The 26,844-nt window shown below is 38.6% G+C and carries 23 protein-coding genes and 1 riboswitch; of the genes, 15 read left to right on the top strand and 8 right to left on the bottom strand.

All coding sequences use genetic code 11. From position 1 onward, the window contains the following. Position 1 precedes the first annotated feature (1 nt). Positions 2 to 111, top strand: a riboswitch (TPP riboswitch). A gap of 71 nt (positions 112 to 182) precedes the next feature. From APS80_RS04360 to APS80_RS04335, 6 genes are all read left to right on the top strand, one after another. Next, a complete protein-coding gene (locus APS80_RS04360) occupies positions 183 to 764 on the top strand; it encodes a thiamine phosphate synthase (protein ID WP_059107056.1) in 582 nt (193 codons plus the stop codon). Next, on the top strand, positions 764 to 1,885 hold the full coding sequence (thiO, locus tag APS80_RS04355; protein WP_059107104.1) for a glycine oxidase ThiO: 1,122 nt from the start codon (positions 764 to 766) through the stop codon (positions 1,883 to 1,885). The genes APS80_RS04360 and thiO overlap by 1 nt, the downstream gene beginning before the upstream one ends. Then, positions 1,869 to 2,069 (top strand): sulfur carrier protein ThiS, encoded by a 201-nt coding sequence (gene thiS / locus APS80_RS04350; protein WP_059107055.1) that lies wholly within the window; start codon positions 1,869 to 1,871, stop codon positions 2,067 to 2,069. Before thiO ends, thiS begins: the two co-directional genes overlap by 17 nt. Position 2,070: 1 nt before the next feature. Continuing rightward, positions 2,071 to 2,838, top strand: coding sequence for a thiazole synthase (locus APS80_RS04345; RefSeq protein WP_059107054.1), 768 nt, complete (start codon positions 2,071 to 2,073; stop codon positions 2,836 to 2,838). Beyond that, positions 2,838 to 3,836: a ThiF family adenylyltransferase gene (locus tag APS80_RS04340; RefSeq protein ID WP_059107103.1), complete on the top strand. Its 999-nt coding sequence runs from the start codon at positions 2,838 to 2,840 to the stop codon at positions 3,834 to 3,836. The genes APS80_RS04345 and APS80_RS04340 overlap by 1 nt, the downstream gene beginning before the upstream one ends. A 121-nt stretch (positions 3,837 to 3,957) precedes the next feature. Further along, positions 3,958 to 4,212, top strand: coding sequence for a TM2 domain-containing protein (locus APS80_RS04335; protein ID WP_059107053.1), 255 nt, complete (start codon positions 3,958 to 3,960; stop codon positions 4,210 to 4,212). 67 nt (positions 4,213 to 4,279) lie between these two features. Here the strand turns inward: APS80_RS04335 and APS80_RS04330 are convergent, their stop codons facing one another. Then, positions 4,280 to 5,251 carry an SMP-30/gluconolactonase/LRE family protein gene (locus tag APS80_RS04330; protein WP_059107052.1) on the bottom strand — a complete coding sequence of 324 codons (972 nt, stop codon included), beginning with the start codon at positions 5,249 to 5,251 and terminating at the stop codon, positions 4,280 to 4,282. Positions 5,252 to 5,698: 447 nt separating this feature from the next. Between APS80_RS04330 and isdC the strand changes: the two genes are divergently transcribed. Then, on the top strand, positions 5,699 to 6,364 hold the full coding sequence (isdC, locus tag APS80_RS04325; protein ID WP_059107051.1) for a heme uptake protein IsdC: 666 nt from the start codon (positions 5,699 to 5,701) through the stop codon (positions 6,362 to 6,364). Next, on the top strand, positions 6,364 to 9,741 hold the full coding sequence (locus tag APS80_RS04320; RefSeq protein WP_059107050.1) for an NEAT domain-containing protein: 3,378 nt from the start codon (positions 6,364 to 6,366) through the stop codon (positions 9,739 to 9,741). The genes isdC and APS80_RS04320 overlap by 1 nt, the downstream gene beginning before the upstream one ends. A 59-nt stretch (positions 9,742 to 9,800) precedes the next feature. Here APS80_RS04320 and APS80_RS04315 read toward each other — a convergent pair whose 3' ends face one another. The 6 genes from APS80_RS04315 to rpmH form a co-directional block, all read right to left on the bottom strand. Then, a complete protein-coding gene (locus APS80_RS04315) occupies positions 9,801 to 10,637 on the bottom strand; it encodes a ParB/RepB/Spo0J family partition protein (protein WP_059107049.1) in 837 nt (278 codons plus the stop codon). 34 nt (positions 10,638 to 10,671) lie between these two features. Then, a complete protein-coding gene (gene rsmG, locus APS80_RS04310) occupies positions 10,672 to 11,397 on the bottom strand; it encodes a 16S rRNA (guanine(527)-N(7))-methyltransferase RsmG (protein WP_059107048.1) in 726 nt (241 codons plus the stop codon). Position 11,398: 1 nt separating this feature from the next. Beyond that, positions 11,399 to 13,276, bottom strand: a complete 1,878-nt coding sequence (gene mnmG, locus APS80_RS04305) for a tRNA uridine-5-carboxymethylaminomethyl(34) synthesis enzyme MnmG (RefSeq protein WP_059107047.1) — start codon at positions 13,274 to 13,276, stop codon at positions 11,399 to 11,401. Between the two features lie 16 nt (positions 13,277 to 13,292). Next, positions 13,293 to 14,672 (bottom strand): tRNA uridine-5-carboxymethylaminomethyl(34) synthesis GTPase MnmE, encoded by a 1,380-nt coding sequence (gene mnmE / locus APS80_RS04300; protein WP_059107046.1) that lies wholly within the window; start codon positions 14,670 to 14,672, stop codon positions 13,293 to 13,295. Positions 14,673 to 14,819: 147 nt separating this feature from the next. Continuing rightward, on the bottom strand, positions 14,820 to 15,164 hold the full coding sequence (gene rnpA, locus APS80_RS04295) for a ribonuclease P protein component (RefSeq protein WP_059107045.1): 345 nt from the start codon (positions 15,162 to 15,164) through the stop codon (positions 14,820 to 14,822). Positions 15,165 to 15,359: 195 nt separating this feature from the next. Beyond that, positions 15,360 to 15,497 (bottom strand): 50S ribosomal protein L34, encoded by a 138-nt coding sequence (gene rpmH / locus APS80_RS04290; protein ID WP_000240855.1) that lies wholly within the window; start codon positions 15,495 to 15,497, stop codon positions 15,360 to 15,362. Between the two features lie 796 nt (positions 15,498 to 16,293). Between rpmH and dnaA the strand changes: the two genes are divergently transcribed. Continuing rightward, positions 16,294 to 17,655 (top strand): chromosomal replication initiator protein DnaA, encoded by a 1,362-nt coding sequence (gene dnaA, locus APS80_RS04285; protein ID WP_059107044.1) that lies wholly within the window; start codon positions 16,294 to 16,296, stop codon positions 17,653 to 17,655. Between the two features lie 227 nt (positions 17,656 to 17,882). Continuing rightward, entirely contained in the window at positions 17,883 to 19,013 is a 1,131-nt protein-coding gene (gene dnaN, locus APS80_RS04280; protein WP_059107043.1) for a DNA polymerase III subunit beta, read from the top strand. 106 nt (positions 19,014 to 19,119) lie between these two features. Here dnaN and APS80_RS04275 read toward each other — a convergent pair whose 3' ends face one another. After that, positions 19,120 to 19,539 carry a hypothetical protein gene (locus APS80_RS04275; protein WP_338418861.1) on the bottom strand — a complete coding sequence of 140 codons (420 nt, stop codon included), beginning with the start codon at positions 19,537 to 19,539 and terminating at the stop codon, positions 19,120 to 19,122. Positions 19,540 to 19,591: 52 nt separating this feature from the next. On the opposite strand from APS80_RS04275, the gene APS80_RS04270 reads away from it, so the two are divergent. From APS80_RS04270 to gyrA, 5 genes are all read left to right on the top strand, one after another. Then, complete coding sequence (locus tag APS80_RS04270; RefSeq protein ID WP_180991916.1) at positions 19,592 to 20,266, top strand: hypothetical protein; 675 nt, start codon at positions 19,592 to 19,594, stop codon at positions 20,264 to 20,266. A gap of 546 nt (positions 20,267 to 20,812) precedes the next feature. Continuing rightward, positions 20,813 to 21,037, top strand: a complete 225-nt coding sequence (gene yaaA / locus APS80_RS04265) for a S4 domain-containing protein YaaA (RefSeq protein WP_059107041.1) — start codon at positions 20,813 to 20,815, stop codon at positions 21,035 to 21,037. Beyond that, positions 21,034 to 22,152: a DNA replication/repair protein RecF gene (recF, locus tag APS80_RS04260; protein ID WP_059107040.1), complete on the top strand. Its 1,119-nt coding sequence runs from the start codon at positions 21,034 to 21,036 to the stop codon at positions 22,150 to 22,152. Before yaaA ends, recF begins: the two co-directional genes overlap by 4 nt. Before the next feature lie 12 nt (positions 22,153 to 22,164). After that, positions 22,165 to 24,123 (top strand): DNA topoisomerase (ATP-hydrolyzing) subunit B, encoded by a 1,959-nt coding sequence (gene gyrB, locus APS80_RS04255; protein WP_180991917.1) that lies wholly within the window; start codon positions 22,165 to 22,167, stop codon positions 24,121 to 24,123. Positions 24,124 to 24,162: 39 nt separating this feature from the next. Then, positions 24,163 to 26,844, top strand: a complete 2,682-nt coding sequence (gyrA, locus tag APS80_RS04250; RefSeq protein WP_059107038.1) for a DNA gyrase subunit A — start codon at positions 24,163 to 24,165, stop codon at positions 26,842 to 26,844.

Here is a 26,844-nt window from a genome sequence, read left to right as displayed (position 1 = left end):
ATAAAACCACTGGAAGTGCCTTTGTTAAAGGCTGAGATTAAAGTAGCGACTTTGGGATTCCTGGAACCTGATCCAGTTTATACTGGCGTAGGAAAGTGTCGTTTTCATCAATATATAACATCGATCTCAACGTTATTTTCCTACTGAGGAAAATAACGTTTTTTTATTTGGAGTGATTTAAAATGTTCGTAGCTATTACCCGTTATCAAGCACTTACTGAAGCGGATGCGAAACACTATACAGCCATTGCACCTGCCATTGACTATCTAATCCTACGTACACCAATGGATACAAAATCACTCGTTCATTGGGTAAACCAAGCCCTCGCTCATGGCTTTCCCAAAGATAAATTGATGATACATAGTGATGAAAAAGTGTTAGCACAGTGTCATTTGACTGGTATTCATTTTCGAGAAGGTGATCCACGTGCAGCACGGTATAAACAGCAACATCCAGATGTGATTGTCAGCCAAGCGACTCACCACGCAACAAGTATCCAGCAAGCAAGTAATGACCAACTAGACTTTGTGTTATTCGGCCATCTTTTTAACACAGCTTCAAAACCAGGTCAGGCTCCAAGAAGTGAGACTGAAATACAAGCAGCACTCGAGATTCAAGACATTCCAATCATCGCGTTAGGTGGTATTAATACGAAAACAATCAATCAAGTGCCAAGCGGTTTTAGTGGTATTGCAGCGATTTCTCTCTTTGCCACTCAAAACTTGACGACGCTTACTGATTTAAGAAAGGCGTGGCATAAATGATGTATGACGTAATCATTATAGGTTCTGGAGTGATGGGTTTATCTGTCGCCAAATCACTCAGTGAATCTGATCTCAATATCGTAGTCATCGATCGAGATATCCCAGGTATGCATGCTTCTTATAAAGCTGGCGGTATGTTAGGTGCACAAAACGAATTCACCTATGACAGCACCCTGTTTCGTCTTGCACTGAGAGCTCAACGTTTATTCGAACCGCTTCAAGCAGAATTAAAACAACAGACAGGGATAGATATCGAATATCAACAAAGTGGGTTAATTAAGTTAGCAGCAGCGCCAGAAGATAACGAGCAAGTCTTACAACAACAAGCTTTTCTACACAGTTATCACCCTGCGGTAAGACTGCTCTCTGAACATGAGCTCAGTGACATTACTCACCATACCGTAACAGCACCTCACCTAGCAGCAATGCATATTCCAACCGATCATCAAATCAATGCGAATAAGTATACGAAAGCATTACTGAAATCGATCATTCAAAATGGTGTGGAGCGCTATTATCAAACAGAAGTGACGCAAGTCGAAGCGAAAGATACAGGATATCAAGTTCATACTGATCAACATGGTATCCTGACCGCAAAACAAGTCATCGTCGCAGGCGGAGCTTGGAGTAACGAGTTGGTAAATGAACCTGAACTCGATAAAGCCGTCACAGGCGTGAAAGGGGAAGTCGTACTTGTGGAACATAAAGATCTCAAATTAGACACAACCATCTTTATGACCAATGGTTGTTATATCGTTCCGAAAGCAAAACACCGCTTCCTCATCGGTGCAACCAGTTATGTAAATGATTATTCGGTTGGCGTCTCTAACGAAGGTAAGGATTGGCTCTTGTCACATACAATTAAACATATTCCAGACATCGCGCAGAGTCAGATATTGAAAACGTGGTCAGGTATTCGACCTTATACACGGAATGAACAGCCGATTATGGATGAAATACAACCTGGTTTATTCGTCATCACTGGACATTATCGGAACGGCATCCTGCTCTCACCTTTAATCGGTCAGTTAATGAGTGAATGGGTGCTCAACCATGAACGTCCAGAATCATTCACAGATTTTCAATTTAAGCGAGGTGAACGCCATGAAATGCACAATTAACGGAGATGAATTTACGTTTGATCATGAATTATCTGTAGATGACATCATCACACATTTAGAGTTAGATCGACAACGCATCATCGTCGAACACAATAAGGATTTAATTAAAAAAGATCAATTTGATCAACGCATCGTCAAAGATGCAGATACGTTAGAATTACTAGAATTAGTTGGAGGCGGTTAATATGTTAAACATTGGACCATTTAAATTAAATTCACGCTTATTATTAGGTACTGGTAAATTTGCGGATGAAGAAACACAATCAAAAGCGATTCAAGCTTCTGAAACAGACGTGTTAACCTTCGCTGTACGCCGTATGAACCTTTATGACAAAAATTTACCTAATCCACTTGCTGATGTGGACTTATCAAAATTTGTGACATTCCCGAATACAGCAGGAGCTAAAACGACTGAAGAAGCGTTGCGCATTGCAGAAATTGCAGACCATGCTGGCGTATGTGACATGATCAAAGTAGAAATTATTGGTGACGATGATACACTACTTCCAGATCCATTCGCAACTTACGAAACATGTAAAATTTTATTAGATAAAGGCTTTATTGTCTGTCCTTATATTTCTAATGATGTCGTATTAGCCAAACGTTTAGAAGAACTAGGTGTACATGCAGTCATGCCACTTGCTTCACCAATCGGAACTGGACGCGGTATCAACAATCCGTTGAATTTACGTTACATCGTAGAACGTGTGAATGTACCTGTCATTGTAGATGCAGGTATCGGTTCACCAAAAGATGCTTGCCAAGTTATGGAATTAGGTGCAGATGGTATCTTACTTAATTCTGCAATCTCTAAAGCAGAAGATCCTGTTAAAATGGCTGAAGCGATGAAACTCGGTATTCAAGCGGGCCGTTTGAGCTACGAAGCTGGACGTATCCCAGTGAAATATACGGCAGAAGCATCTAGTCCGACAGAAGGTATCGGGTTCTTATGATTGATCGGTATAATCGCCAGGTGCGTTATGCGCCGTTTGGTGAAGCGGGTCAACAACAATTGATGCAAACACATGTCATGGTCATGGGTGCAGGTGCGTTAGGCAGCCATATTGCTGAACTCTTAGTACGAATGGGCATCGGTCAACTCACGATCATTGATATGGATATTGTGGAACGCTCTAATCTACATCGCCAAGCGTTATATGATGAAGATGATGCAGAACAATTGCGACCAAAAGTGACTGCGTTAACAGAGAAATTACAACGTATTAATGAGGAGGTCACAGTGACCCCACTCTATCAAGAGTTAACTCCAACAAACATCGAAGCACTATTAACTGAGCACCAACCCGACATTGTATTAGATGGCATGGATCATTTTGAAATCCGCTATTTAATCAACGAAGCATGCCATAAACACCACATTCCGTGGATTTATGGTGCTGCTGTAGGAAGTAAAGGCACCGTGTATGCGATTGACTTTACAGGCCCTTGTTTAAAATGTGTACTCGGTACGATGCCTGAAACAGGCGAAAGCTGTGCGATTAATGGGGTCATTCCACCTGCGATTTACCAAGTTGCGAGTACCGAAGTAAGTGAACTCATGCGCTTTGTGAGTGGTCACGGTTTCTCTAAAAAATTAATCATGTTAGATGCTTTTCAGTTGCGCTATCAAACGATGAATATCGATGTGTTAAAACAAGCGGATTGTCCTGTTTGTGAACAAGGAAATTATGAATTGTTAAATCAACCACAGCAACAGCATCTACAAAAATTATGTGGACGTACATTCTTGTGCCGTTTTGATTCTACCGTATTTGATTATGCCGATTATTTCCCAGGAAAAATTACTAAACAAAACGACTATGTGAAATTAATGCGTTACGATGATTATCAGCTGACATTATTCCGTGATGGTCGGATGAATATTTATGGTACAGATGATGCCAATGAAGCTAAAGCCTTGTACCATACGTTTAGTAAAGCATTAAAATGATAGTTTTGTTAAAATTTGTTATGATTAATTTTTGAATACATCAATAATACAATACTGATGTTTAATTCACATTTTAATAGAGAATATAAATAAAAATAATCATTATAGTGAGGGATCAATCATGGCACAACAAAATGCTCAACCCGAACCACGTAACAAGGTGATCGCTTATGTATTATGGTTCTTTCTAGGACAATTAGGTGTCCACCGCTTCTACTGCGGTAAAAACGGTACAGCAGTGATTCAGCTATTACTCGCACTGATCGGATACGCAACCACAGTGATTCTCATAGGTCACATCATTCTACCTATACTATGGCTATGGTTAATCGTAGACATATTCCTTATTCCTGGTATGTGTAACCATCCAAATTAACTATAAAAAGAGGCAAGGATGTCATAATCCTTGCCTCTTTTTTAAGTTTTAATATAATCATTTGTCATTAATGAAATTGATAACTGTTGTGCGCTTTACCAAAACCTTGGGCAGTAAACAGCCATGAATCGCCGTCATTATCCATATCGTTAGAACAGATAATTAATTGGTTTGTGCCAGGAATAAACGCTGGATGCGTTGAACGTAACATATGACCTTCGTCACGCCCTGGAATTAAGATTTGTCCGATAGGGTTACCACGATCGTTAAACATCATTACACGACCTTGTTGATACATTGCAACGTATAAATTATCGTCATCATCGATACAACAAGAGTCTGGACCATCATGCCCTGTGAAACGATATGGTATAGAGGCACCAAATGGGGCAACAGTCACGCCGTCATCTTCTAACTCAATACGATGTAGTCGATTCGCATTCGTTTCTGTTACCCAGAGCACACGTTCATCTTTACTTAACGCGACACCATTTGCGACTGCGATATTTTGAATCACAGGTGTCACAGATTGATAGTCTGGATCAACGTAATAAACACCACCGATTGGATTAGTTGAATAGCCTCTAAAGTCAGTAAAGTAGAAACCACCTTTACTATCAAATACTAAATCATCCACACAATATTCTGTATTGATATCAGAAATGATATCGTCAAATGCGGAACCATCTGGTTTTACGGCATAGATGCCACCTGAACTTTTGAAGTCACCTAAATAACTGATAAATAGACGACCATCTTTATGAATTTTTACTGAAGCGGGTTTTTCTTTTGTTGAGGTAAAGACATTTGAAACTGTTTTTTCAGGTAGATCAACGCGGTAGATTTTACCACCGAATACTTCACATAAATACAAGTTTTCTTCTCTATCGAAGCACAATCCTTCTAACTGTACACCTTCATCTGCAATTTTAAGCCACGGTTCAGCTGTTACAGTTTGAATTTGATCTTCTCCATTCGCAAAAGGGACCACACTTTTCACTTTGTCATAGCTTAAAGCTGGTTTAGCTTCTTCAGTCATATTTTCTCCTCCATTTCACGTCATCATTTGCTTAATTATATCGTATTTAAATATCAACTTAAAATAACTCTATCACGATGGCGTGTTGAAGTATTCCCTCAGAGAGACCTCCGTTTTATTTTTCACTTTTAAACATGCCCGCAGTCACACATTTTTAGAAAATGAAACCTTCCCTCAAAATGTTTAACGTGAAACATTTTAACAGGTTTCCCAATTCTTATTAAAACAAGAGGTTAAAGTGGTTAATTCTATGTTGTAGACTATTTATTTTTATATATAAAAAGTACCTTAATCCTTAATGGATCTCATGAAGTAGTTAAATACCCGTCATGACAATGCCTAAATCGTTTTCAAACTATTAAAAATTTTGTTGACTTTGAGAATCGTTTTCAATAATATTAAAGCAGAGGTGTAATTTTTTCTTAAGCATCAGGAAGGAGCATGTGTATGAGTAGAGCAAAACGCTTGTTAGTCATGAGTATCATTTTTACAGTTCTCGCCTTCATAGGACTGAACCCAAATGTCTCAGCAGCAGAGAAAGATTTGAACTACGAAGTATTGAAATACAATACTGAGGATACCTCGATCGCCAATGATTATTTTAACAAACCCGCTAAAATCACTGACGATGGCAAAGTCCTCATTACCGTTAATCATGCCCACTGGATTACTGGCATGACCATTGAAGGAAAGAAAGGGACTGTCATTAACGAAGATAAAGCCAAAGATGAACGTACAACAGCTTATGAAATTAGTAAAACATCAGGAAAAGTTCAAGGCACGATAGATGTCTATATCGATGAAGAAGTTAATGGCAAACCATTCAAATACGACTATCATTACAACATTACATATCTATTCAAAGGAGATGACAACTCAGCAGCAGCTACAGCTACAACATCAGATCAAACTACTGATAAAGAATCTAGCGATACAACGACCGCTTCCTCTTCATCTGCAACACCACAATCTGGAAGCAGTGAAAAAGCCGTAGAAAACCCACAAACATCAGCAGGCCTCCCTATGTATTTCTACGCAGTACCAGCAGTCGCGCTCATCCTATTCATCATGACCCTATTCGTCAACAGAAAATACAACAGAGGTGACAATTAATGAGTAAATCCTGGAAAACGTTAGTAGCCACAACTTTAGTCGCTACAACTCTTACCCAACATCCAGCCATCGGTACATCATTTGGGCTTAATGGCCATGTACTAGCAGCAGAAAATAATGCAGGTGATCCTGCTTTCCATCAAATTACACCCCAAAACTTTGATGAAAGTAAAACACAACCCGTATCATTTACCGTGCTGAAAGAGAATCAACAAGATGTCTCTTCTATGCAACGTTCAATGGACACAACTTTTGGTAAGATCGTAGAAGTGAATGGTCAAAAAATGGTCGTGTTAACCATTACAAGACAAAAACTTTGGCAAGATTTCAAGGTAGATAGTGGCCAAGGCTTACAATCGGTAAACGCGATTGCTTTAGACGAAGCAAATGATACGAAAACCGTAATGTTCCCATACAATAAAGATCAAGCCTTATACCAAGCAACAGTAGGCATTAATGCAGGTCCTATGGGCTTAATGCAACACACAACTTATATTAAAGTAGATGCACCTGCCGATCAGGAAACACCAACTCAACCTGAAGAGACTACTGCACCAAATACAAATGACAACGCAGGGAACGCACCTAGTGAAACAACACCAGCACCTGACAATACGAACAATGCAACACCAGAAGCACCTGCTGATCAAGGTACTACACCTGCAGAAGGTAACAACGGCGCAAACGAAGCAACACCGACTGCACCATCTGATACGTCACAAGCAAATCCAGCAGTAGGTCAAGAAACAATTGACTACGAAGTGTATAAAGATGGTACAACACAAACATCTGTCATGGATGGCTACATGGAAAAACCTGCCAAACTCGTTCACGAGAATGGTAAAACATACGTAGACTTCACACTCCAATATGCAGACTGGTGGAAATCATTTGAATTATACGAAGGTGACCGTCAATTACCGACACAAGTGGTTGTGGAAGATAAAGAAAATGATAAACGTGTGGTCTGTGCTGAAATCACACCAGGTACGACTGACTTAAATTCTAAAGTCCACATCATCGTGACTGGTTTTCCGAACCTGAACTATAACCATAAATATACGACACAAATTCATTTCAAATCTCCAGTACCTGCACCAGTTGTGAATGAAGAAGAAAAACCAGAAGAAAATACACAACCACCTACAGACAACGAAACAACACCACCTGTAGATAACGGCGCTGAACAGCCTTCTGATAATGCGGGAGATAAACCTGCAGATAATGAAGCGGATAAACTTTCGGAAGATGGCAACAAGCCTGCCGACAATGACGCAGACAAACCTTCAGAAGAAACAGACAAACCGGCGGACAACGATGCGGATAAACCTTCGGAAGACGGCAACAAACCGGCAGACAATGACGCAGATAAACCTTCGGAAGACAGCGACAAACCTGCGGACAACGAAGGAGACAAGCCTTCAGAAGACGGTAACAAACCGGCTGACAACGATGCGGATAAACCTTCGGAAGATAACAATAAACCGGCGGACAACGAAGCTGAAAAGCCTTCAGAAGACGGTAATAAACCGGCTGACAATGACGCTGACAAACCTTCGGAAGATGGCAACAAGCCTGCCGACAATGACACAGACAAACCTTCAGAAGAAACAGACAAACCTGCTGACAACGAGACTGACAAACCAGCTGAAGATAACAACAAACCTTCAGATAACGAAGCTGAAAAACCATCTGAAGACGGCAATAAACCTGTAGATAACGGCGCAGAACAGCCTTCAGACAATCCGGGAGATAAACCGGCTGACAATGATGCAGACAAACCATCAGATGACAGCAACAAACCATCAGACAACGATGCGGACAAACCGGCAGAAGACAGCAATAAACCGGCTGACAACGAAGTAGATAAACCGGCGGAAGACAACCAAGCAACACAACCAACTGCACCATCGACAAATCCGCCTAAAAAAGAAGATTCAGCAAACGAAGCAGCTCAAAAAGTACAAAACATTGGTTACCAAGTGCATAAAGATGGTACGAAAGAACAGTCTGTAATGGATACGTACATGACGCACCCAGCTAAATTAATCACTAAAAATGGTAAACAATATGTCCAAGTGAACTTAAACAATGCTTCATGGTGGAGAGCATTTGAACTGTATGAAGACGGTAAAAAATTAGATATCCGTACAGTTTCAGAAGCAAATGATCAACGTCTCATCGAATTCGAAGTGCAACCAGGCACAAAAGTATTAAATTCTAAAGTGCATATCGTTGTAACAGGTGTACCTGGTTTACATTACGATAACCATTACACAACTCAACTCGAATTTGACCAAGCGATTCCTGAAGTTGAAAAAGACGCTCCAGCTAAAGACGAACAACAAGATGAAGGCGACAAACCTTCTAACAACGAAGCACCTTCAACAAACGATCAACAAGGCGACAAACCATCATCAGATGAAGGGTTTACTTCAGAACAAAAACCAGATAAACCGTCATCAAATCATGAGCATCAAAAAGGTGATAAACCTTCGAAACATCATCATTCACATGATACAGATGCAACTAACATGAATGGTACAAATCAAAACAATCATCACCAACATAACGATGCAACAAACAATAAAAAACCAGATCAAAAACAACAAGACGTTAATCAACAAGCAATTAACTTCAAAGTCGTTAAGAATGGTACAAATCAAATTTCTGTGATGGATGGCTATATGCAGCATCCAGCACATCTCGTAACTAAAGATGGTAAACAATACCTTGAATTTACGATCGACCATGCCTCATGGTGGAAAGCATTTGATATCTATCACAACGGTCAAAAATTACCGATGACAACTGTGAAAGAACAAAACGATACGCGTACTGTACACGTTGAAGTTCAACCAGGTATGGAACAGTTCGATGCGAAAGTACACATCGTTGTTCCAGGTATTAACTATGACAACCATTACACAACGCAAATTCTTTTAGAAAAAGCAGTTCCAGAAATGGGTCAAATGGCTTCTGATTCAAATGACGCATTTGATCAAACTGAAGGTAATGGTAATGCAGAACAAGATACAGTACTTAGCAACGCATCAAACGATATGAATGGTGGTTCTGGTACTTCATCTGACGCTGCAACAACACCTAGCGACACTGCTTCAGGTCAAGACGGTACGATGACAAACAATGCTACATCTGACAACAGTACATCACCAGCAGCATCAACAACATCTGATGCTTCGAATAATTCAGCTCAAAGTGGATCTAATAGTCAACAAGCTACGAACCCACAAACAAGTGGTGATACTGAATCAAACTATGTTGTCTTTGCCGCAGCATTTGGTCTCGCACTCATCAGTTTAGTTGGCTCATTCTTCTTTAACAGACGTCAACGTAAAAATGAAGCGAACAAATAAGACACACCATAACTAAAAAAGGTCAGGACTCTAACTGGTCCTGACCTTTTCTTAATATCTTAATGTTTATACAGTTTAATTTTAATTTCGTAGTAAGACTCGTGATCTTTCATTTTTTGTTCGACCCGTACACCACTACGTTGAATGTTTTCGATACTTTTTCCAACTTCTTCGCGCGCTTGCGTTAAATCTTTCGCAAAATCAAATGTTTGCGCTTTTACTTTTTCCGGGCCTACAAGTTGTTTTACACGGGCTTCTGTTTGTTTCACATTCAATTTCTGTTGAATAATCGTATCAACGAGTTCTTCTTGTTTTTCGTCAGATAAACTTAATAACGCTCTGGCATGGCGTTCAGTAATTTTATTTTCTCTTAACTTTTCAAGTACTTTCGGTGCGAGTTTAAGAAGGCGAAGTTTATTCGCAATAAAGCTTTGGCTTTTACCTACACTTTTTGCGAGTTCACTCTGCGTTGTTTCACCAATTTCTAATAATTTTTTATAAGCTTCTGCTTCTTCTACCACAGATAAATTTTCACGTTGGATGTTTTCAATCAATGAGACCACTGCCGTCTCTTCATCATTAAGGTGACGAATAAGCGCCTCTGCAAAGGGTTTTTGCAACTGCTGTAACGCTCTGAAGCGGCGTTCCCCAGCGATGATTTCAAACATATTTTCTTCGATTGGTCGAACGACGATCGGTTGTAATAAGCCGTGTTCTTCGATAGAGTCTGCAAGTTCTTTTATCTTATTTGGTTCAAAGACCTGTCTCGGTTGATAACGATTGGGGACGATGCGTTCGGTTTGTATCGTTTCTACATTTTTATGATCATCTTCCTGATAACCAACGATATCTTCCTTATTTTTCAAACCAAATAATTTAGAAAAAGGTTTTTTCATATCTATGCGCTCCCTCTAAATTAATTGTTTTATCTCATTTCGATTCGTTTAACAGAGGAGATTTATTCGGTGTCCCTGGCTTACGTGGATATTTCTTCGGTGTTTTCCAACGTTTATCAATGACAAACATTTGTCGTTCTCCAGCATCTTCTGGCAGTTCAAACATAAATGATTCTTTGAGTTTACCACCCAACACGCTCATAGCAAAATCAGCTTCTTCTAACTCTTCTTTACCTTTCGAAGATTTCAGAGCGATGAAGTGACCACCTTTTTTCACAAGCGGTAAGCATAATTCGCTTAACACTGAAAGGCGTGCGACAGCTCGTGCAGTCACGACATCATAAGACTCCCGGTAGTCTCCCTTACCAAATGTTTCAGCTCGGTCATGCACAAAACTAACACCTGTTAACTGCAGGTCATCCGCAAGATGATTTAAAAATTGAATGCGTTTATTCAATGAATCCACGATGGTCACTTTCAACTCTGGGTAAACAATCTTAAGCGGAATGCTAGGAAAGCCAGCCCCAGCACCGACATCACAGATGCTGAGCGGACGATCAAAGTCATAGTAAAAGGCTGCAGTAATAGAATCATAAAAATGTTTGAGATAAACCTCATGTTCGTCTGTAATACTTGTTAAATTCATCTTTTCATTCCACTCAACAAGTAATTGATAATACGTATTAAATTGGTCTTGTTGCTCTTGTGACAATGTTATTCCATGTTCACTTAATTTCTCAGTTAGCCATTCAACACTCATTTTAGCTTTTCACCCTTTGAAGTTTTCCTTGTTCTAAATATACCAGTAATATTGAAATATCTGCAGGATTTACACCTGAAATACGTGAAGCTTGTGCGATGTTTAACGGTTTAACTTGTGCGAGTTTTTCACGTGCTTCTGATGCTAAGCTATCAATCACACTGTAATCCAAGTCTTCTGGAATACGTTTTTCTTCCATGCGTTTTACTTTTTCAACTTGTTGAAGTGATTTATTGATATAACCTTCGTATTTTGTTTGAATTTCGACTTGTTCTTCTACCGCTTCTGGTAAACGATGTTCTTCTTCTAAAATTTCTAGAATGACATCATAAGTCATTTCTGGACGTCTTAATAAGTCAATGGCTAAAATACCATCTTTCAAGCGTGAACCGCCTTCACGTTCAATAATTTCTTGAACATGGTCATGTGGTTTCACACGAATTTTTCCTAGACGTTCTTTGTCTTCATTAATCATATCGCGTTTTTCGTTAAAACGTGCATAACGTTCTTCAGAAATCATACCGAGTTCATAACCTAAATCTGTTAAACGTAAATCTGCATTATCATGACGTAATAATAAACGATATTCAGCTCTTGAAGTAAGTAGACGATATGGTTCGTTCGTACCTTTTGTAACAAGGTCATCGATTAATACGCCGATATAGCCATCTGAACGGCTAAGTATTTTTTCTCCAGTACCGAGCACTCTACCCGCAGCGTTAATACCAGCCATAATGCCTTGTCCAGCCGCTTCTTCATAACCAGACGTACCGTTGATTTGACCTGCTGTATAAAGGTTTTTAATTTTTTTCGTTTCTAGCGTTGGCCACAATTGTGTAGGTACAAGTGCGTCGTATTCAATCGCGTAGCCTGCGCGCATCATGTCTGCTTTTTCTAAACCTGGGATGGTTTCTAGCATTTGACGTTGTACATGTTCAGGAAGACTCGTAGATAAACCTTGAACGTACACTTCGTTTGTATGACGGCCTTCAGGTTCTAAGAAGAGTTGATGACGTGGTTTGTCATTAAAACGCACGAATTTATCTTCAATAGAAGGGCAATATCTAGGACCTGTACCTTTAACCATGCCTGAATACATCGCTGAGAGATGTAAATTATCATCGATGACTTGGTGTGTATCCCCATTTGTGTAAGTCAACCAACAAGGAAGTTGGTCTAAAATGTACTCTGTTGTTTCAAAACTAAATGCACGACCTACATCATCACCGGGTTGAATTTCAGTTTTAGAATAATCGATTGTTTTGCTGTTCACACGTGGTGGTGTACCTGTTTTGAATCTCACAACTTCAAAGCCGAGTGATCTGAGGTTATCAGATAATGGAATAGATGGAAGTTGGTGGTTCGGACCACTTGAATATTTGAGTGTTCCTAAAATGATTTCACCACGTAAGAAGGTACCGGTAGTCACAACTACCGCTGAAGCCCAGTATTCTGTACCTATATTTGTACGCACACCTTTCACTTCATCATCTTCTACGATGAGTTCATCTACCATACCTTGCATGACGTCTAAATTGTCTTCTTCTTCTAAGACGCGTTTCATTTCTTGTTGGTAAAGCACTTTATCTGCTTGGGCACGTAACGCACGTACGGCAGGTCCTTTACCTGTGTTTAACATACGCATTTGAATATGTGTTTTATCAATCGCTTTTGCCATTTGTCCGCCGAGTGCATCGATTTCACGTACCACGATACCTTTTGCGGGTCCACCTACTGATGGATTACAAGGCATAAACGCGATATTATCTAAATTGATTGTCAGCATTAACGTTTTAGCACCACGTCGTGCAGATGCCAAGCCAGCTTCGATACCAGCATGTCCTGCACCTATGACGATGACATCATATGTTTGAGCCATGTTTTAGCCTCCTTAATTATTTACCTAGACAGAATTGGCTAAAGAGTTGATCGATGAGTTCATCGCTAGCTGATTCGCCAATGATTTCGCCTAAAATTTCCCATGTGCGTGTTAAGTCGATTTGTACCATATCCATTGGTACACCTGCTTCTGCAGCATCTATTGCATCTTGTATCGTATTGCGTGCTTGTTTCAATAATGAAATATGACGAGAGTTAGAAACATAGGTCATATCTTGATTTTGAACTTCACCGCCAAAGAATAAATCACGAATTTGTAATTCTAATTCATCTATACCTTCTTGTTTTAACATTGAAGTTTGAATAAGCGGCATATCACCAATTAACGATTTAACTTCATCTATATCTAAACGTTGTTCTAAGTCCATCTTATTAATAATAACGATGGCATCCTCATTTTTAACTGCTTCATATAATTGACGATCCTCTTCAGTTAACGGTTCGTTATAATTTAATACGAAGAGCACGAGGTCTGCCTCACTGAGTGCTTTTCTAGAACGTTCAACCCCGATACGTTCAACGATATCTTCTGTGTCACGGATACCTGCTGTGTCCACAAGACGTAACGGAACACCGCGTACATTGACATATTCTTCTAATGTATCACGTGTTGTACCAGCAACTTCAGTGACAATCGCTTTATTATCTTGCAAGAGATTATTTAACATCGAAGACTTACCTACGTTTGGTTTACCTACGATAACAGTAGATAGTCCTTCTCTCATGATTTTCCCTTGGGTACTCGTTTCTAACAGTTGATTAATCTCTTTCTTAATCTGTTGAGATTGTTCGAGTAAAAAGTCTGACGTCGCATCTTCGACATCATCATATTCAGGATAATCGATGTTAACTTCGACCTGTGCGAGAATTTCGAGGATGGATTGTCGCTGTCGTTTAATCATATCACTTAATCGGCCTTCGAGCTGATTCATCGCTACTTTAGACGCCCGGTCAGTCTTAGAACGGATAAAGTCCATAACTGCTTCGGCTTGAGATAAATCAATACGTCCATTTAAGAACGCCCGTTTTGTATATTCACCTGGGTCAGCCATGCGTGCTCCATATGTCATCGTTAATTCAAGCACACGATTGATCGTTAAAATACCACCGTGACAATTGATTTCAACGATGTTTTCACGCGTAAACGTCTTAGGTGCACGTAATACGGAAACCATGACTTCTTCCACCGTTTCATTTGTTTCAGGATCGATGATATGGCCATAATTAATCGTATGAGATGCGACATCTTTTAACATTTGCTTTCCTTTATATAACTTGTCTGCAATGTCTATCGCATCTTCACCAGACATACGCACAATACCGATGGCACCTTCACCCATAGGTGTGGATATACTCGTTATTGTATCTAAATCCATATACTCCCCTCCTTAATAGGTCGTTTAATCATTACAATATTGTATCTTCTATTGAGCTAAATTGCGAACATCTTGTACAGTTAAAGCATGCATCTAATCGGTTAGACTTCGGGTTGTGTGAGGTAATACTGAATGGTGTCTTATCCCCTACCCTATCCGCTTGTTAAAGAGCTTCGCAATCTTCATCACATGTTCCAAACTACTTTGGATTTCTAAAGTACTCATATTTTTCGCAGGTTGTCTTGCAATCACGATAATATCTTTCGCATGGATATCTGCTTTATGTACTTTAAAGTTTTCTCTAATGCCACGTTTAATACGATTACGTGTCACTGCATTACCTAGTTTTTTAGAAACACTAATTCCGAGACGAAAATGTGATTCATTATTTTCCTTAGAATATATAACAAATTGTCTGTTGGCGACTGACTTGCCATTTTTATAGATATTTTGAAAATCACTATTCTTCTTAATTCGATATGCTTTTTCCATTCTGTTTCACCTGCTTACTTCTCACATTTTTCCGCAAACGTTCCATCTCAAGCATGTGCACAAATAAGGTAGGGACATAGAATGTGTCCTTGAATTGTATCTCTTATTTCTACACACACAGCCAGATTTTAAACGTGGGTCATTTGTATTTTAATAGTTAAATGCAAAAAAAAGACCACTGATGAGTCAGTGATCTTATGCAGATAAAACTTTGCGGCCTTTACGACGACGACGCGCCAACACTTTGCGACCGTTTTTAGTGCTCATACGTTTTCTGAAACCATGCACTTTACTGTGTTTACGTTTATTTGGTTGATAAGTACGTTTTACCATGCAAAAACACCTCCATCTTTAATTCAACTATCTATCATTTCATATGTTTTTCATGTGGCGTTTGTCACGTTGCGTTATGATTTGAATCAAACACTGATATCAAATCAATATGCTAACTCAATAGCTGAAACAACATGTTTCAAACACATCGTCGAAAAACTTTTATCTAAATTAATAGATCTATTTTCGTTTTTGCTACACATCTTGATTTAACTCAATAAATATCTAGTCATAATTCAAGCAACTACTACAATATAACAAAATACTTTTTATAAAGCAAGTAGCAATTTAATAGTTTTTGGTATCTTTATCCCTTTGTATAAACCGCTTCATGTTGAGCTTTAGCATCGCTTTGTGAATGGCTCTATTCAACATTCTTTTCTCGCTATATACATATTTTATACAGCTTCATAAATTATTTCCCAAGCTCATTTTTATGATTTTTCGTCCCTAGTCCCTCCCATAATTTATACACAATAGAAACATCTTTTACTGTGGATAACTATTTTAAATACACATTATTTCCTCATACTTAACCACATATTCACAGCAAGTTGACATTATCAGATGTTAAAAAGTATAATTATGTGGATAAGTCCTCTAATGATTGATGTATCTAGGATTTATTTTTTAATATTATAACCAAAATCACTGTGTATAAACTATAAATCACTTAAAGTTATCCACTGTTTGTGATTAACTTGTGGATAATTACTCACAGGTGTGATTATCTTTTAATCATTGCTGTGATTTCTGTGTATAACTTTTAAAATTAATTAATATTGGAGTTATTAATATGTCAGAACAAGAAATTTGGGATAAAGTACTAGAAACTGCTGAAAAAGAAATTGCCGCACCAAGCTACAATACTTTTATCAAGGGAACAGAACTTTATTCTTTAACAGATGAACAAGCAGTCATCGTCACGGACGAAGACTTTACTGCAGGTTGGCTTGAAAAATCCTACACCGACGTGATTAAAGGATTTATTTATGATGTCATTGGCCACGAAGTTGAGCCGAAATTCTATTCTAAAGATCAACTTCAAAGTCTCAATGAAGAATCAAAAACTCAGCCCCAACCTGAACCAGAAACATCACAATTCAAAAATGTAGATGAAGCCGAAATTGGCCGTGCTCAATTCAACGAGCATAATACCTTCGAAACCTTCGTCATCGGACCAGGTAACCAATTTTCACACGCAGCAAGTTTAGCTGTCGCTGAACAACCTGCGAAAGCTTACAATCCGCTCTTTATCTATGGCGGCGTAGGTTTAGGTAAAACGCATTTAATGCATGCGATCGGTCAATTTATTTTAGACGAACATCCTGATACGAAAGTACTCTATACTTCAAGCGAAAAATTTATGAACGAATTCATTAAATCTATTCGTGAAAATGAAGCACAACAATTCAGAGATAAATACCGTAATATCGATATTCTGTTAATCGACGACATCCAGTTTATTCAGGATAAAATTCAAACCCAAGAAGAATTTTTCCATACCTTCAACGAGTTGCACCAAGCACATAAACAAATCGTTATCTCAAGCGATCGCCCGCCAAAAGAAATTGCGAAATTAGAAGATCGTTTACGTTCTCGCTTTGAATGGGGCTTACTCGTAGATATTACGCCACCCGATTATGAAACACGAATGGCGATTCTACAGAAAAAAGTAGCTGAAGAAGATCTCGAAATTCCGACTGAAGCGTTGACTTACATCGCAAACCAAATCGAATCCAACGTGCGTGAATTAGAAGGCGCACTTACACGTGTCATCGCATTTTCAAAACTGCAAAACGAACCAATCACAACTGAACTTACTGCAGCAGCACTTAAAGATATTATTCAAGCGCCAAAATCTAAGAAAATTACCGTTCAAGATATCCAAAAAGTGGTAGGAGATTACTATAGCGTAAGAATAGAAGATTTCAGTGCGAAAAAAAGAACGAAATCCATCGCTTATCCGCGCCAAATTGCAATGTATCTTTCACGCGAGCTTACTGATTTTTCTTTACCTAAAATTGGTGAAGAATTCGGCGGCCGTGATCATACCACAGTCATTCACGCCTACAATAAAATTGTGAAAGACATGCAAGAAGATCCAACATTCAAAGAAGAAGTGGAGAATTTAGAAAAAGAAATTCGCAAACAATAACACTGTACTATAACAGTTTACGTACAAAATGTTCGCATTTCGTTTATTATAAACTGTGGATAATGTGTAAAAGTTGTACACACCATGCACAGGTTATCCACACGACTTAAACTATGATCACGTTGCGATGAATCAAGTTATCCACTAATTCACAAGCTCTACTACTACTACTACGACTTTAAAACCTATATAATTTTATATATAACGACTGGAAGGAGTTATACTTAATGGAATTTACAATCAAAAGAGATTATTTTATCAATCAACTTAATGACACACTAAAAGCAATTTCACCCCGTACAACATTACCCATCCTAACTGGTATTAAGATCGACGCTAAAGATAGCGAAGTGATTCTTACTGGTTCAGATTCTGAAATCTCAATTGAGATCACAATTCCAACACAAGTTGACGGAGAAGATATTGTTGAAATCAGTGAATCTGGTTCAGTCGTACTTCCTGGTCGTTTCTTCGTAGATATTATTAAAAAATTACCAGGTGACGACGTTAAATTATCTACAAACGCACAATTCCAAACACTGATCACTTCAGGTCATTCTGAATTCAACCTTAGTGGGTTAGATCCAGATCAATACCCATTACTACCTGAAGTTTCCCGCGATGACGCGATTCAGCTTTCAGTCAAAGTATTGAAAAATATCATCGCACAAACGAATTTCGCGGTGTCCACCTCAGAAACACGCCCAGTACTCACTGGGGTCAACTGGCTTATACAAGACAATGAATTAATATGCACAGCTACAGACTCACACCGCTTAGCCGTAAGAAAACTTGCGCTTGCAGATGAATCAGAAGATAAAAATGTCATCATTCCAGGTAAAGCACTCTCAGAATTAAATAAAATTATGAGCGATAGCGACGAAGATATTGATATTTTCTTCGCTTCAAACCAAGTATTGTTTAGAGTAGGGCACGTAAACTTTATTTCTCGTTTACTCGAAGGTCACTATCCAGATACGTCTCGCTTGTTCCCTGAAAACTACGAAATCAAATTAGGCATTGAAAATACTGAATTCTATCATGCCATTGATCGTGCGTCATTGCTTGCACGTGAAGGTGGTAACAACGTCATCAAACTAAGCACAGGCAATGATTTAGTTGAACTTTCTTCTACTTCTCCTGAAATTGGTACGGTTAAAGAAGAAGTGAGTGCTACTGATGTTGAGGGTGGCAACTTGAAAATTTCATTCAACTCTAAATACATGATGGATGCGTTAAAAGCCATTGACAGTGATGAAGTCGATGTCGAATTCTTCGGTACGATGAAACCATTTATCTTAAAACCAAAAGAAGACGACTCAGTGACACAATTAATCTTGCCAATCAGAACTTATTAATCGATAAAATTTATGGTTTGTCCACAACCGCTTTATTAATAAAATTAAATAACATAAAAAAACTCAGCCACTTTTATGAGATGGCTGAGTTTTTTGTTGCAAATAGTTATGAGTTGTTATGGTCTTCCAACTTAATTGATTCTAGTTCAGGCGTTTCAGGTAAAAATGGATGATCTATTTTTATCACCATATGCGCAGGTTTATTATTGATTTTGATATTATAATACCCCTTGTCATCACTACCTTGATTATCAGAAAGTAGTGTAATCGAAACTTTTTGAGTATTTTTCAAAAAATGAGAAGTTTTATGATTTGCAGATATTTTATTTAAACTTTTTGTATCATGCTTAGCTATATAATTATTAATTTTTTTCTCGGAAGAATAACCAACCCATTTATCAAAGAAAAAAAAGTTCACAAAAATATAACAAATAACTAAGATAATGATTAAACTAATGATATAAGCAGACTTTTTCATAAACGCACCTTTAATTTGATTATTATTTTTATAAATTAATGGTAACATAAAGATAGATAGATTTTGTAAATTTATAAGTAATTTTATTAGGAGTGTTAAAATGAAAAAAATTGCGAAATTAGTCGTTGTTGAAATTTTAGTTTTAAGTATCGGAATAAATGGCTTTCAGTTAAATAGCGCTTATGCCTCGGAAAATGAAAGTACCCCACCTCAGAATATTAAACTAGTAGGAACATATAGTAAGTCTCAAGTTGATTCTAATACTATGACACAATTGAAAAGTATTGAAAAAGAAGATAGTGAATTTCATGTTATTCAAAATGGTAATACAGTAGTGATTGAAGATATATTACCCAATCCTAAAGGGCAAAATTCTAATGGAAATAGAGAAAACAACATCGAGGTTGTTAATTTTTCTGAATTTATTGGAAATATGGATGGTGAAGTAACATCTCAAAATTCAGATTCAAACAGAGCATACAAGGGACAGAAAGACGGACAAAAAGTAAAAAAGGGAACTCATGTACATTGTAATCGCTTTAATGGGACAAAGTCTGATCATAGATATTGGTCAAAAAAACATCCAAAGGCTTACGTAGATTTTTATAAAAGTGACTGCTGGTATCATGCAAAAGCATATAAATGTTCATCTTTAGGAAAAATGACGAAATGTGACGGGTTGAATGTCAAGAAAAAAGGAGTTAAAGATTGTTCATCGTGGAAAGGAAAACCTAAACATAAAAATTGGCCTAAAACAGCTTGGTACAGAAATTAAATTAAACAATACAATCATTTTAATAGTATTAATGAGACTAGGATATTAAATCCTAGTCTTTTCATATTCTTTAAACATTTTAAATTTTGGTATAGCAATCTTAAACTATCGTGTGAATTTTTTAGAGTCATTTTCGAAGTTGGAACGTGTATAAGATTGAGAGAAAGATTAAACCATTACTTTGGGCTGGGTCATCCAAAGTAGTCATGAGTGTCGAATTTGTAGTTAATTCGCAATATATCGTCTTAAATAAGCACGTAGTAGCATAAAAAGTAAAGATAAGTAAAAAGTATAGGAAATATAAAAACAAGCAAATATGGGGTATTTATGAGGCACTGAACAGTATTTACAACTTACACTCCGTGTTAAATTAAAATACGACAACGCGAAGTAAAAAGTGCATTGTTGCAAGCGTAATCGATAAGAATAACAATTTTTTAAGTCATTACACAAATAAAAACGCTTAACTTACGCCCTTTACACATGAAATTTTTGGCAAAAAACGGTATAATAGTATAGTGATCCTAAGGAAATGGAGTGATTGATGTGGTCGAAGAAATAAGTGTTGAAGGGGAAATCACTTTAGGACAATTCTTGAAAAATGAAGGCATCATTGAATCAGGTGGCCAAGCTAAATGGTTTTTACAAGACTTTGAAGTCTTACTCAACGGAGAAAGAGAAGTAAGACGTGGTAAAAAGTTACATCACCATGATCAAATTGACGTTGAAGAAGTTGGCTCATTCCTAATACTTCATCAAGGTGAAGAATGAAGCTAACGTCCCTCCAATTAGAAGATTATCGTAATTATGAGTCAATTCATTTAGATTGTCATCCAGAAGTCAATATTCTGATTGGTGAAAATGCCCAAGGTAAAACGAATTTGCTTGAATCTATCTATACACTCGCGCTCGCCAAGAGTCATAGAACCTCAAACGATAAGGAGCTTATACGATTTGGGAGTGAATATGCTAAAATAGAAGGTGAGTTGAGTTATAGATTTGGCAAGATGCCGCTTACCATGTTTATAACCAAAAAAGGCAAGCAAGTTAAAGTCAATCACTTAGAACAGAATCGTTTAACACAATACGTCGGCCATCTCAACGTTGTGTTATTCGCACCGGAAGACTTAAATATTGTGAAAGGTTCCCCGCAGGTTAGACGGCGTTTTATCGATATGGAACTCGGTCAAATATCGGCTGTCTACCTTAACGACTTAGCACAATATCAACGCATTCTAAAGCAGAAAAACAATTATTTAAAACAACTGCAGTATGGTCAAAAAACAGATAAAACAATGCTAGAAATTTTAAATCAGCAGTTTGCTGAATACGCATTAAAAATCACTCAGCGTCGTGCGCACTTTATCGAAGAGTTAGAATCCCTAGCTAAACCTATTCATGCGGGAATCACGGATGAGAGTGAGGCCCTCGGGTTGCGCTACAGACCGAGTCTTAAATTTGAAACACCGCCTTCTGATGATGAAGCAGATCAATTGGAAGCGGTGCTTGATTTTCTCACTGAACAGCAAGACCGTGAGATTGAGCGAGGCGTTTGTTTGCATGGTCCGCATCGAGATGATTTGGGATTCAACGTCAATGAGATGGATGCGCAGACGTATGGCTCTCAGGGACAACAGCGAACAACCGCATTATCCATCAAGTTAGCAGAAATCGAATTGATGAATATTGAAGTGGGAGAGTATCCTATCTTATTACTTGATGATGTATTAAGTGAGTTAGATGACTCACGGCAGTCTCATTTATTAAGCACAATTCAACATAAAGTCCAAACATTTGTAACAACGACTTCTGTAGATGGTATAGACCACGACATAATGAAAAGCGCAAAACTTTATCGCATTGAGCAAGGCGAAATTAAAAGGTAACGGAAAGTGAAGGTGGAAGCATTGTCAGATGTAAACAACACGGAAAATTATGGTGCCGGACAAATTCAAGTATTAGAAGGTCTTGAAGCAGTTCGAAAAAGACCAGGTATGTATATTGGATCAACTTCAGAAAAAGGTTTGCACCACTTAGTGTGGGAAATCGTGGATAACAGTATCGACGAAGCACTAGCTGGTTATGCAGACAAGATTGAAGTTATCATCGAAAAAGACAATTGGATAAAAGTCACAGATAACGGGCGAGGCATCCCAGTAGACATACAAGAAAAAATGGGCCGTCCCGCAGTAGAAGTTATTTTAACTGTGCTTCACGCTGGCGGTAAATTCGGCGGTGGCGGTTATAAAGTTTCAGGCGGGCTCCACGGGGTAGGTTCCTCAGTGGTTAACGCGCTTTCTGAAACATTAGAGGTCTATGTTCATCGTGATAATAAAATCTACCACCAAGCTTATAAACGTGGTGTCCCACAATTCGATTTAAAAGTTGTTGGAGAAACAAGCGATGATAACACAGGTACAGAGATTCGTTTTAAAGCTGACCCTGAAATTTTCACAGAAACAACGACGTATGACTATGCCACACTTCAACAACGTATCAGAGAGCTTGCCTTCTTAAATAAAGGCATTTCAATTACGTTAAGAGACGAACGTGAAGATGAAGCAAACGAGGATGAAGAAGCGGAACCTCGTGAAGATACTTACCACTATGAAGGCGGTATTAAATCTTACGTCGAAATGCTTAATGAAAATAAACAACCGTTATATCCAGAGCCGATTTATTTACACGAATCTAAAGATGACATCGAAGTAGAAATCGCAATTCAATATAACAGTGGCTTTGCGACGAACTTATTAACTTATGCGAATAACATTCACACGTATGAAGGCGGTACGCACGAAGAAGGCTTCAAACGTGCTTTATCTCGTGTATTAAATAATTACGGTACACGTACGAACATCATCAAAGACGACAAAGATCGTTTATCTGGTGAAGATACACGTGAAGGATTAACAGCAATCGTGTCAATCAAACACGGTGATCCACAATTCGAAGGACAAACGAAAACGAAATTAGGTAACTCAGAAGTGCGACAAGTTGTTGATAAATTATTCTCTGAACTCTTTGAACGTTTCTTGTATGAGAACCCACAACAAGCTCGTTTGATCGTTGAAAAAGGAATTATGGCATCTCGTGCACGTGTCGCAGCTAAAAAAGCACGTGAAGTGACACGTCGTAAATCAGGTCTTGATGTGACAAATCTACCTGGTAAGCTTGCTGATTGTTCTAGTAAAGACCCAAGCCAAAGTGAAATCTTCTTAGTTGAGGGTGACTCAGCAGGTGGTTCAACGAAATCAGGACGTGATTCCGAAACACAAGCGATTTTGCCACTACGAGGTAAAATTTTAAACGTCGAAAAAGCACGTTTAGATCGCATTTTAAACAATAATGAAATTCGTTCCATGATCACTGCTTTCGGTACAGGTATCGGTGGCGAATTTAATCTTGAAAAAGCACGTTATCATAAAATCATTATCATGACAGATGCCGATGTTGACGGTGCACATATTAGAACCTTGTTATTAACATTCTTCTATCGCTTTATGCGTCCGTTAATTGAAGCGGGATACGTTTACATTGCACAACCGCCACTCTATAAAGTGACACAAGGTAAACAAAAATATTACGTCTTTAATGATCGTGAACTCGATAAACTTAAAGAAGAATTAGGCGACACAACGAAATTAGCTATTTCTCGTTACAAAGGTTTGGGTGAAATGAACGCGGACCAATTATGGGAAACAACCATGAATCCAGAAAATCGTTCCATGATGCAAGTAACGTTAGAAGATGCGATTGATGCCGACCAAACATTTGAAATGTTGATGGGTGACGTTGTAGAGGATCGTAGACAGTTTATTGAAGATAACGCAGTTTATGCAACGTTGGATTTCTAACGCACGTTATGAACTGAATTTAGAAGGAGGACTAGCTTGATGGCTGAATTACCTGAAGCAAGAATTAATGAACGAAATATAACGAGTGAGATGCGTGAGTCGTTCCTAGATTATGCGATGAGTGTCATCGTATCACGTGCTTTACCCGATGTAAGAGATGGACTTAAACCGGTTCACCGTCGTATCTTATACGGCTTAAATGAACAAGGTATGACACCAGACAAACCTTATAAAAAATCAGCACGTATCGTCGGTGATGTCATGGGTAAATATCACCCACACGGGGACTCATCTATCTATGAAGCAATGGTAAGAATGGCTCAGGATTTCAGCTATCGTTATCCTTTAGTTGATGGACAAGGTAACTTCGGATCTATGGATGGTGACGGTGCTGCGGCCATGCGTTATACCGAAGCCCGCATGACGAAAATTACGCTTGAATTGTTAAGAGATTTAAACAAAGATACCATCGATTTCATCGAGAATTATGATGGAACTGAAAGAGAGCCGTCAGTCTTACCGGCACGCTTCCCGAACCTGTTAGTCAACGGTGCATCTGGGATTGCGGTTGGGATGGCGACAAACATCCCGCCTCACAATTTAACTGAAGTGATTAACGGTGTACTCAGTCTAAGTCACAACGAAGACATCACGAATGCTGAACTCATGGAAGATATTCAAGGACCTGACTTCCCAACAGCTGGCTTGATCATGGGTAAAAGTGGTATCCGTCGTGCTTACGAAACAGGACGAGGTTCTGTTCAAATGCGCGCTCGTGCTGAAATCGAAGAACGTGGCGGCGGCCGTCAACGCATCGTCGTAACCGAAGTGCCGTACCAAGTGAATAAAGCACGTTTAATTGAAAAAATTGCTGAACTGGTACGCGATAAGAAAATTGACGGCATTACAGACTTACGCGATGAAACAAGTTTACGTACGGGTGTGCGTGTAGTCATCGATATTCGTAAAGATGCGAACTCTAGCGTTATCTTAAATAATCTTTATAAATTAACGCCACTTCAAACATCATTTGGTGTGAATATGATCGCGTTAGTGGATGGTCGACCTAAATTACTCTCACTGAAAGAAACATTAGTACATTATTTAGATCACCAAAAAGTCGTTGTTCGTCGTCGTACTGAATATAATTTGAAAAAAGCGCAAGACCGTGCCCACATTTTAGAAGGGTTGAAAGTTGCGCTTGATCACATTGATGAAATTATTACGATCATCCGTGAATCAGATAACGATAAACTCGCGATGTCACGCTTACAAGAACGCTTTGATTTAAGTGAACGCCAAGCACAAGCGATTCTCGATATGCGTTTAAGACGTTTAACAGGTTTAGAACGCGATAAAATCGAATCTGAATATGATGAACTTATTTCTTACATTGAAGAATTGAAAGAAATTTTAGCGGACGAAGAAAAACTTGTTGAATTGGTTCGTGAAGAACTCATCGATGTCCGTGATCGTTATGGTGATGAACGTAAAACAGAAATTCAACTCGGTGGTGTAGACAACATCGAGGATGAAGACTTAATCCCTGAAGAACAAATCGTCATCACATTAAGTCATAATAACTACATCAAACGTTTACCTGTCTCTACCTACCGTGCACAAAATCGCGGCGGTCGTGGTGTCCAAGGTATGAACACGTTAGAAGAAGACTTCGTGAGTCAGCTCGTAACATTGAGCACACATGACAACATCTTGTTCTTCACTAACAAAGGTCGCGTCTACAAACTGAAAGGTTATGAGGTGCCGGAACTCTCCCGTCAGTCTAAAGGTATCCCAATCGTGAACGCGATTGAGCTCGATAATGATGAAAGCATCAGTACGATGATTGCCGTGAAAGACTTAACGAGCGAATCACATTATCTCATCTTTGCGACAAAATACGGTACTGTAAAACGTTCCGCATTAAGCAACTTCTCTCACATCAACCGAAATGGTAAGATTGCGATCAACTTTAAAGAAGGCGATGCACTTATTGCCGTTCGTTTAACAGAGGGTAATCAAGATGTCTTAATCGGTACTGCAAACGCATCACTTATCCGCTTCAAAGAAACAAGCTTACGTCCATTAAGTCGTATTGCTGCGGGTGTGAAAGGTATTACACTACGTGAAGATGACCAAGTCATTGGTTTAGACGTAGCGGATGAAGATAGCGAACAAGAAATGCTTGTGGTGACTGAAAATGGTTTCGGTAAACGTACAGCACTCAGTGAGTATCGTGTAACGAACCGTGGCGGTAAAGGATTGATGACAGCGAGAGTGACAGAACGTAATGGTAAAATCGTATGTATCACTACCGTTACAGGTGAAGAAGACTTAATGATTGTGACAAACCAAGGTGTCATTATCCGAATCGACGTTCAAGATATTTCAGTTAATGGCCGTGCTGCACAAGGTGTGAAATTAATTCGCCTCGGCGATAATCAATTCGTTTCTACTGTCGCAAAAGTCGTTGAAGAAGAAACTGAAGATCAAACAGAGGATACTGAAGCGATCGAAGCTGAAGGTGTGGAAGCGACCCAATCCACTGAAGATGCAGAAGCGGTGGTAGAAAATGCAGATGATCCAGATGGTATCATTCATACTGAAGATGAAACCACAGATGAGGATACAGACGATGAACGTCAAACAGAGTTAAGACAAGACTTCATGGATCGTGTGAATGAAGATATTCAAGAACAAGATGATGATTCAGACGAATAA

The sequence above is a fragment of the Staphylococcus auricularis genome (assembly GCF_001500315.1).
In the GTDB taxonomy this organism is placed as follows: Bacteria; Bacillota; Bacilli; order Staphylococcales; family Staphylococcaceae; genus Staphylococcus; species Staphylococcus auricularis.
This window is presented reverse-complemented; position numbering and strand designations above follow the sequence as displayed.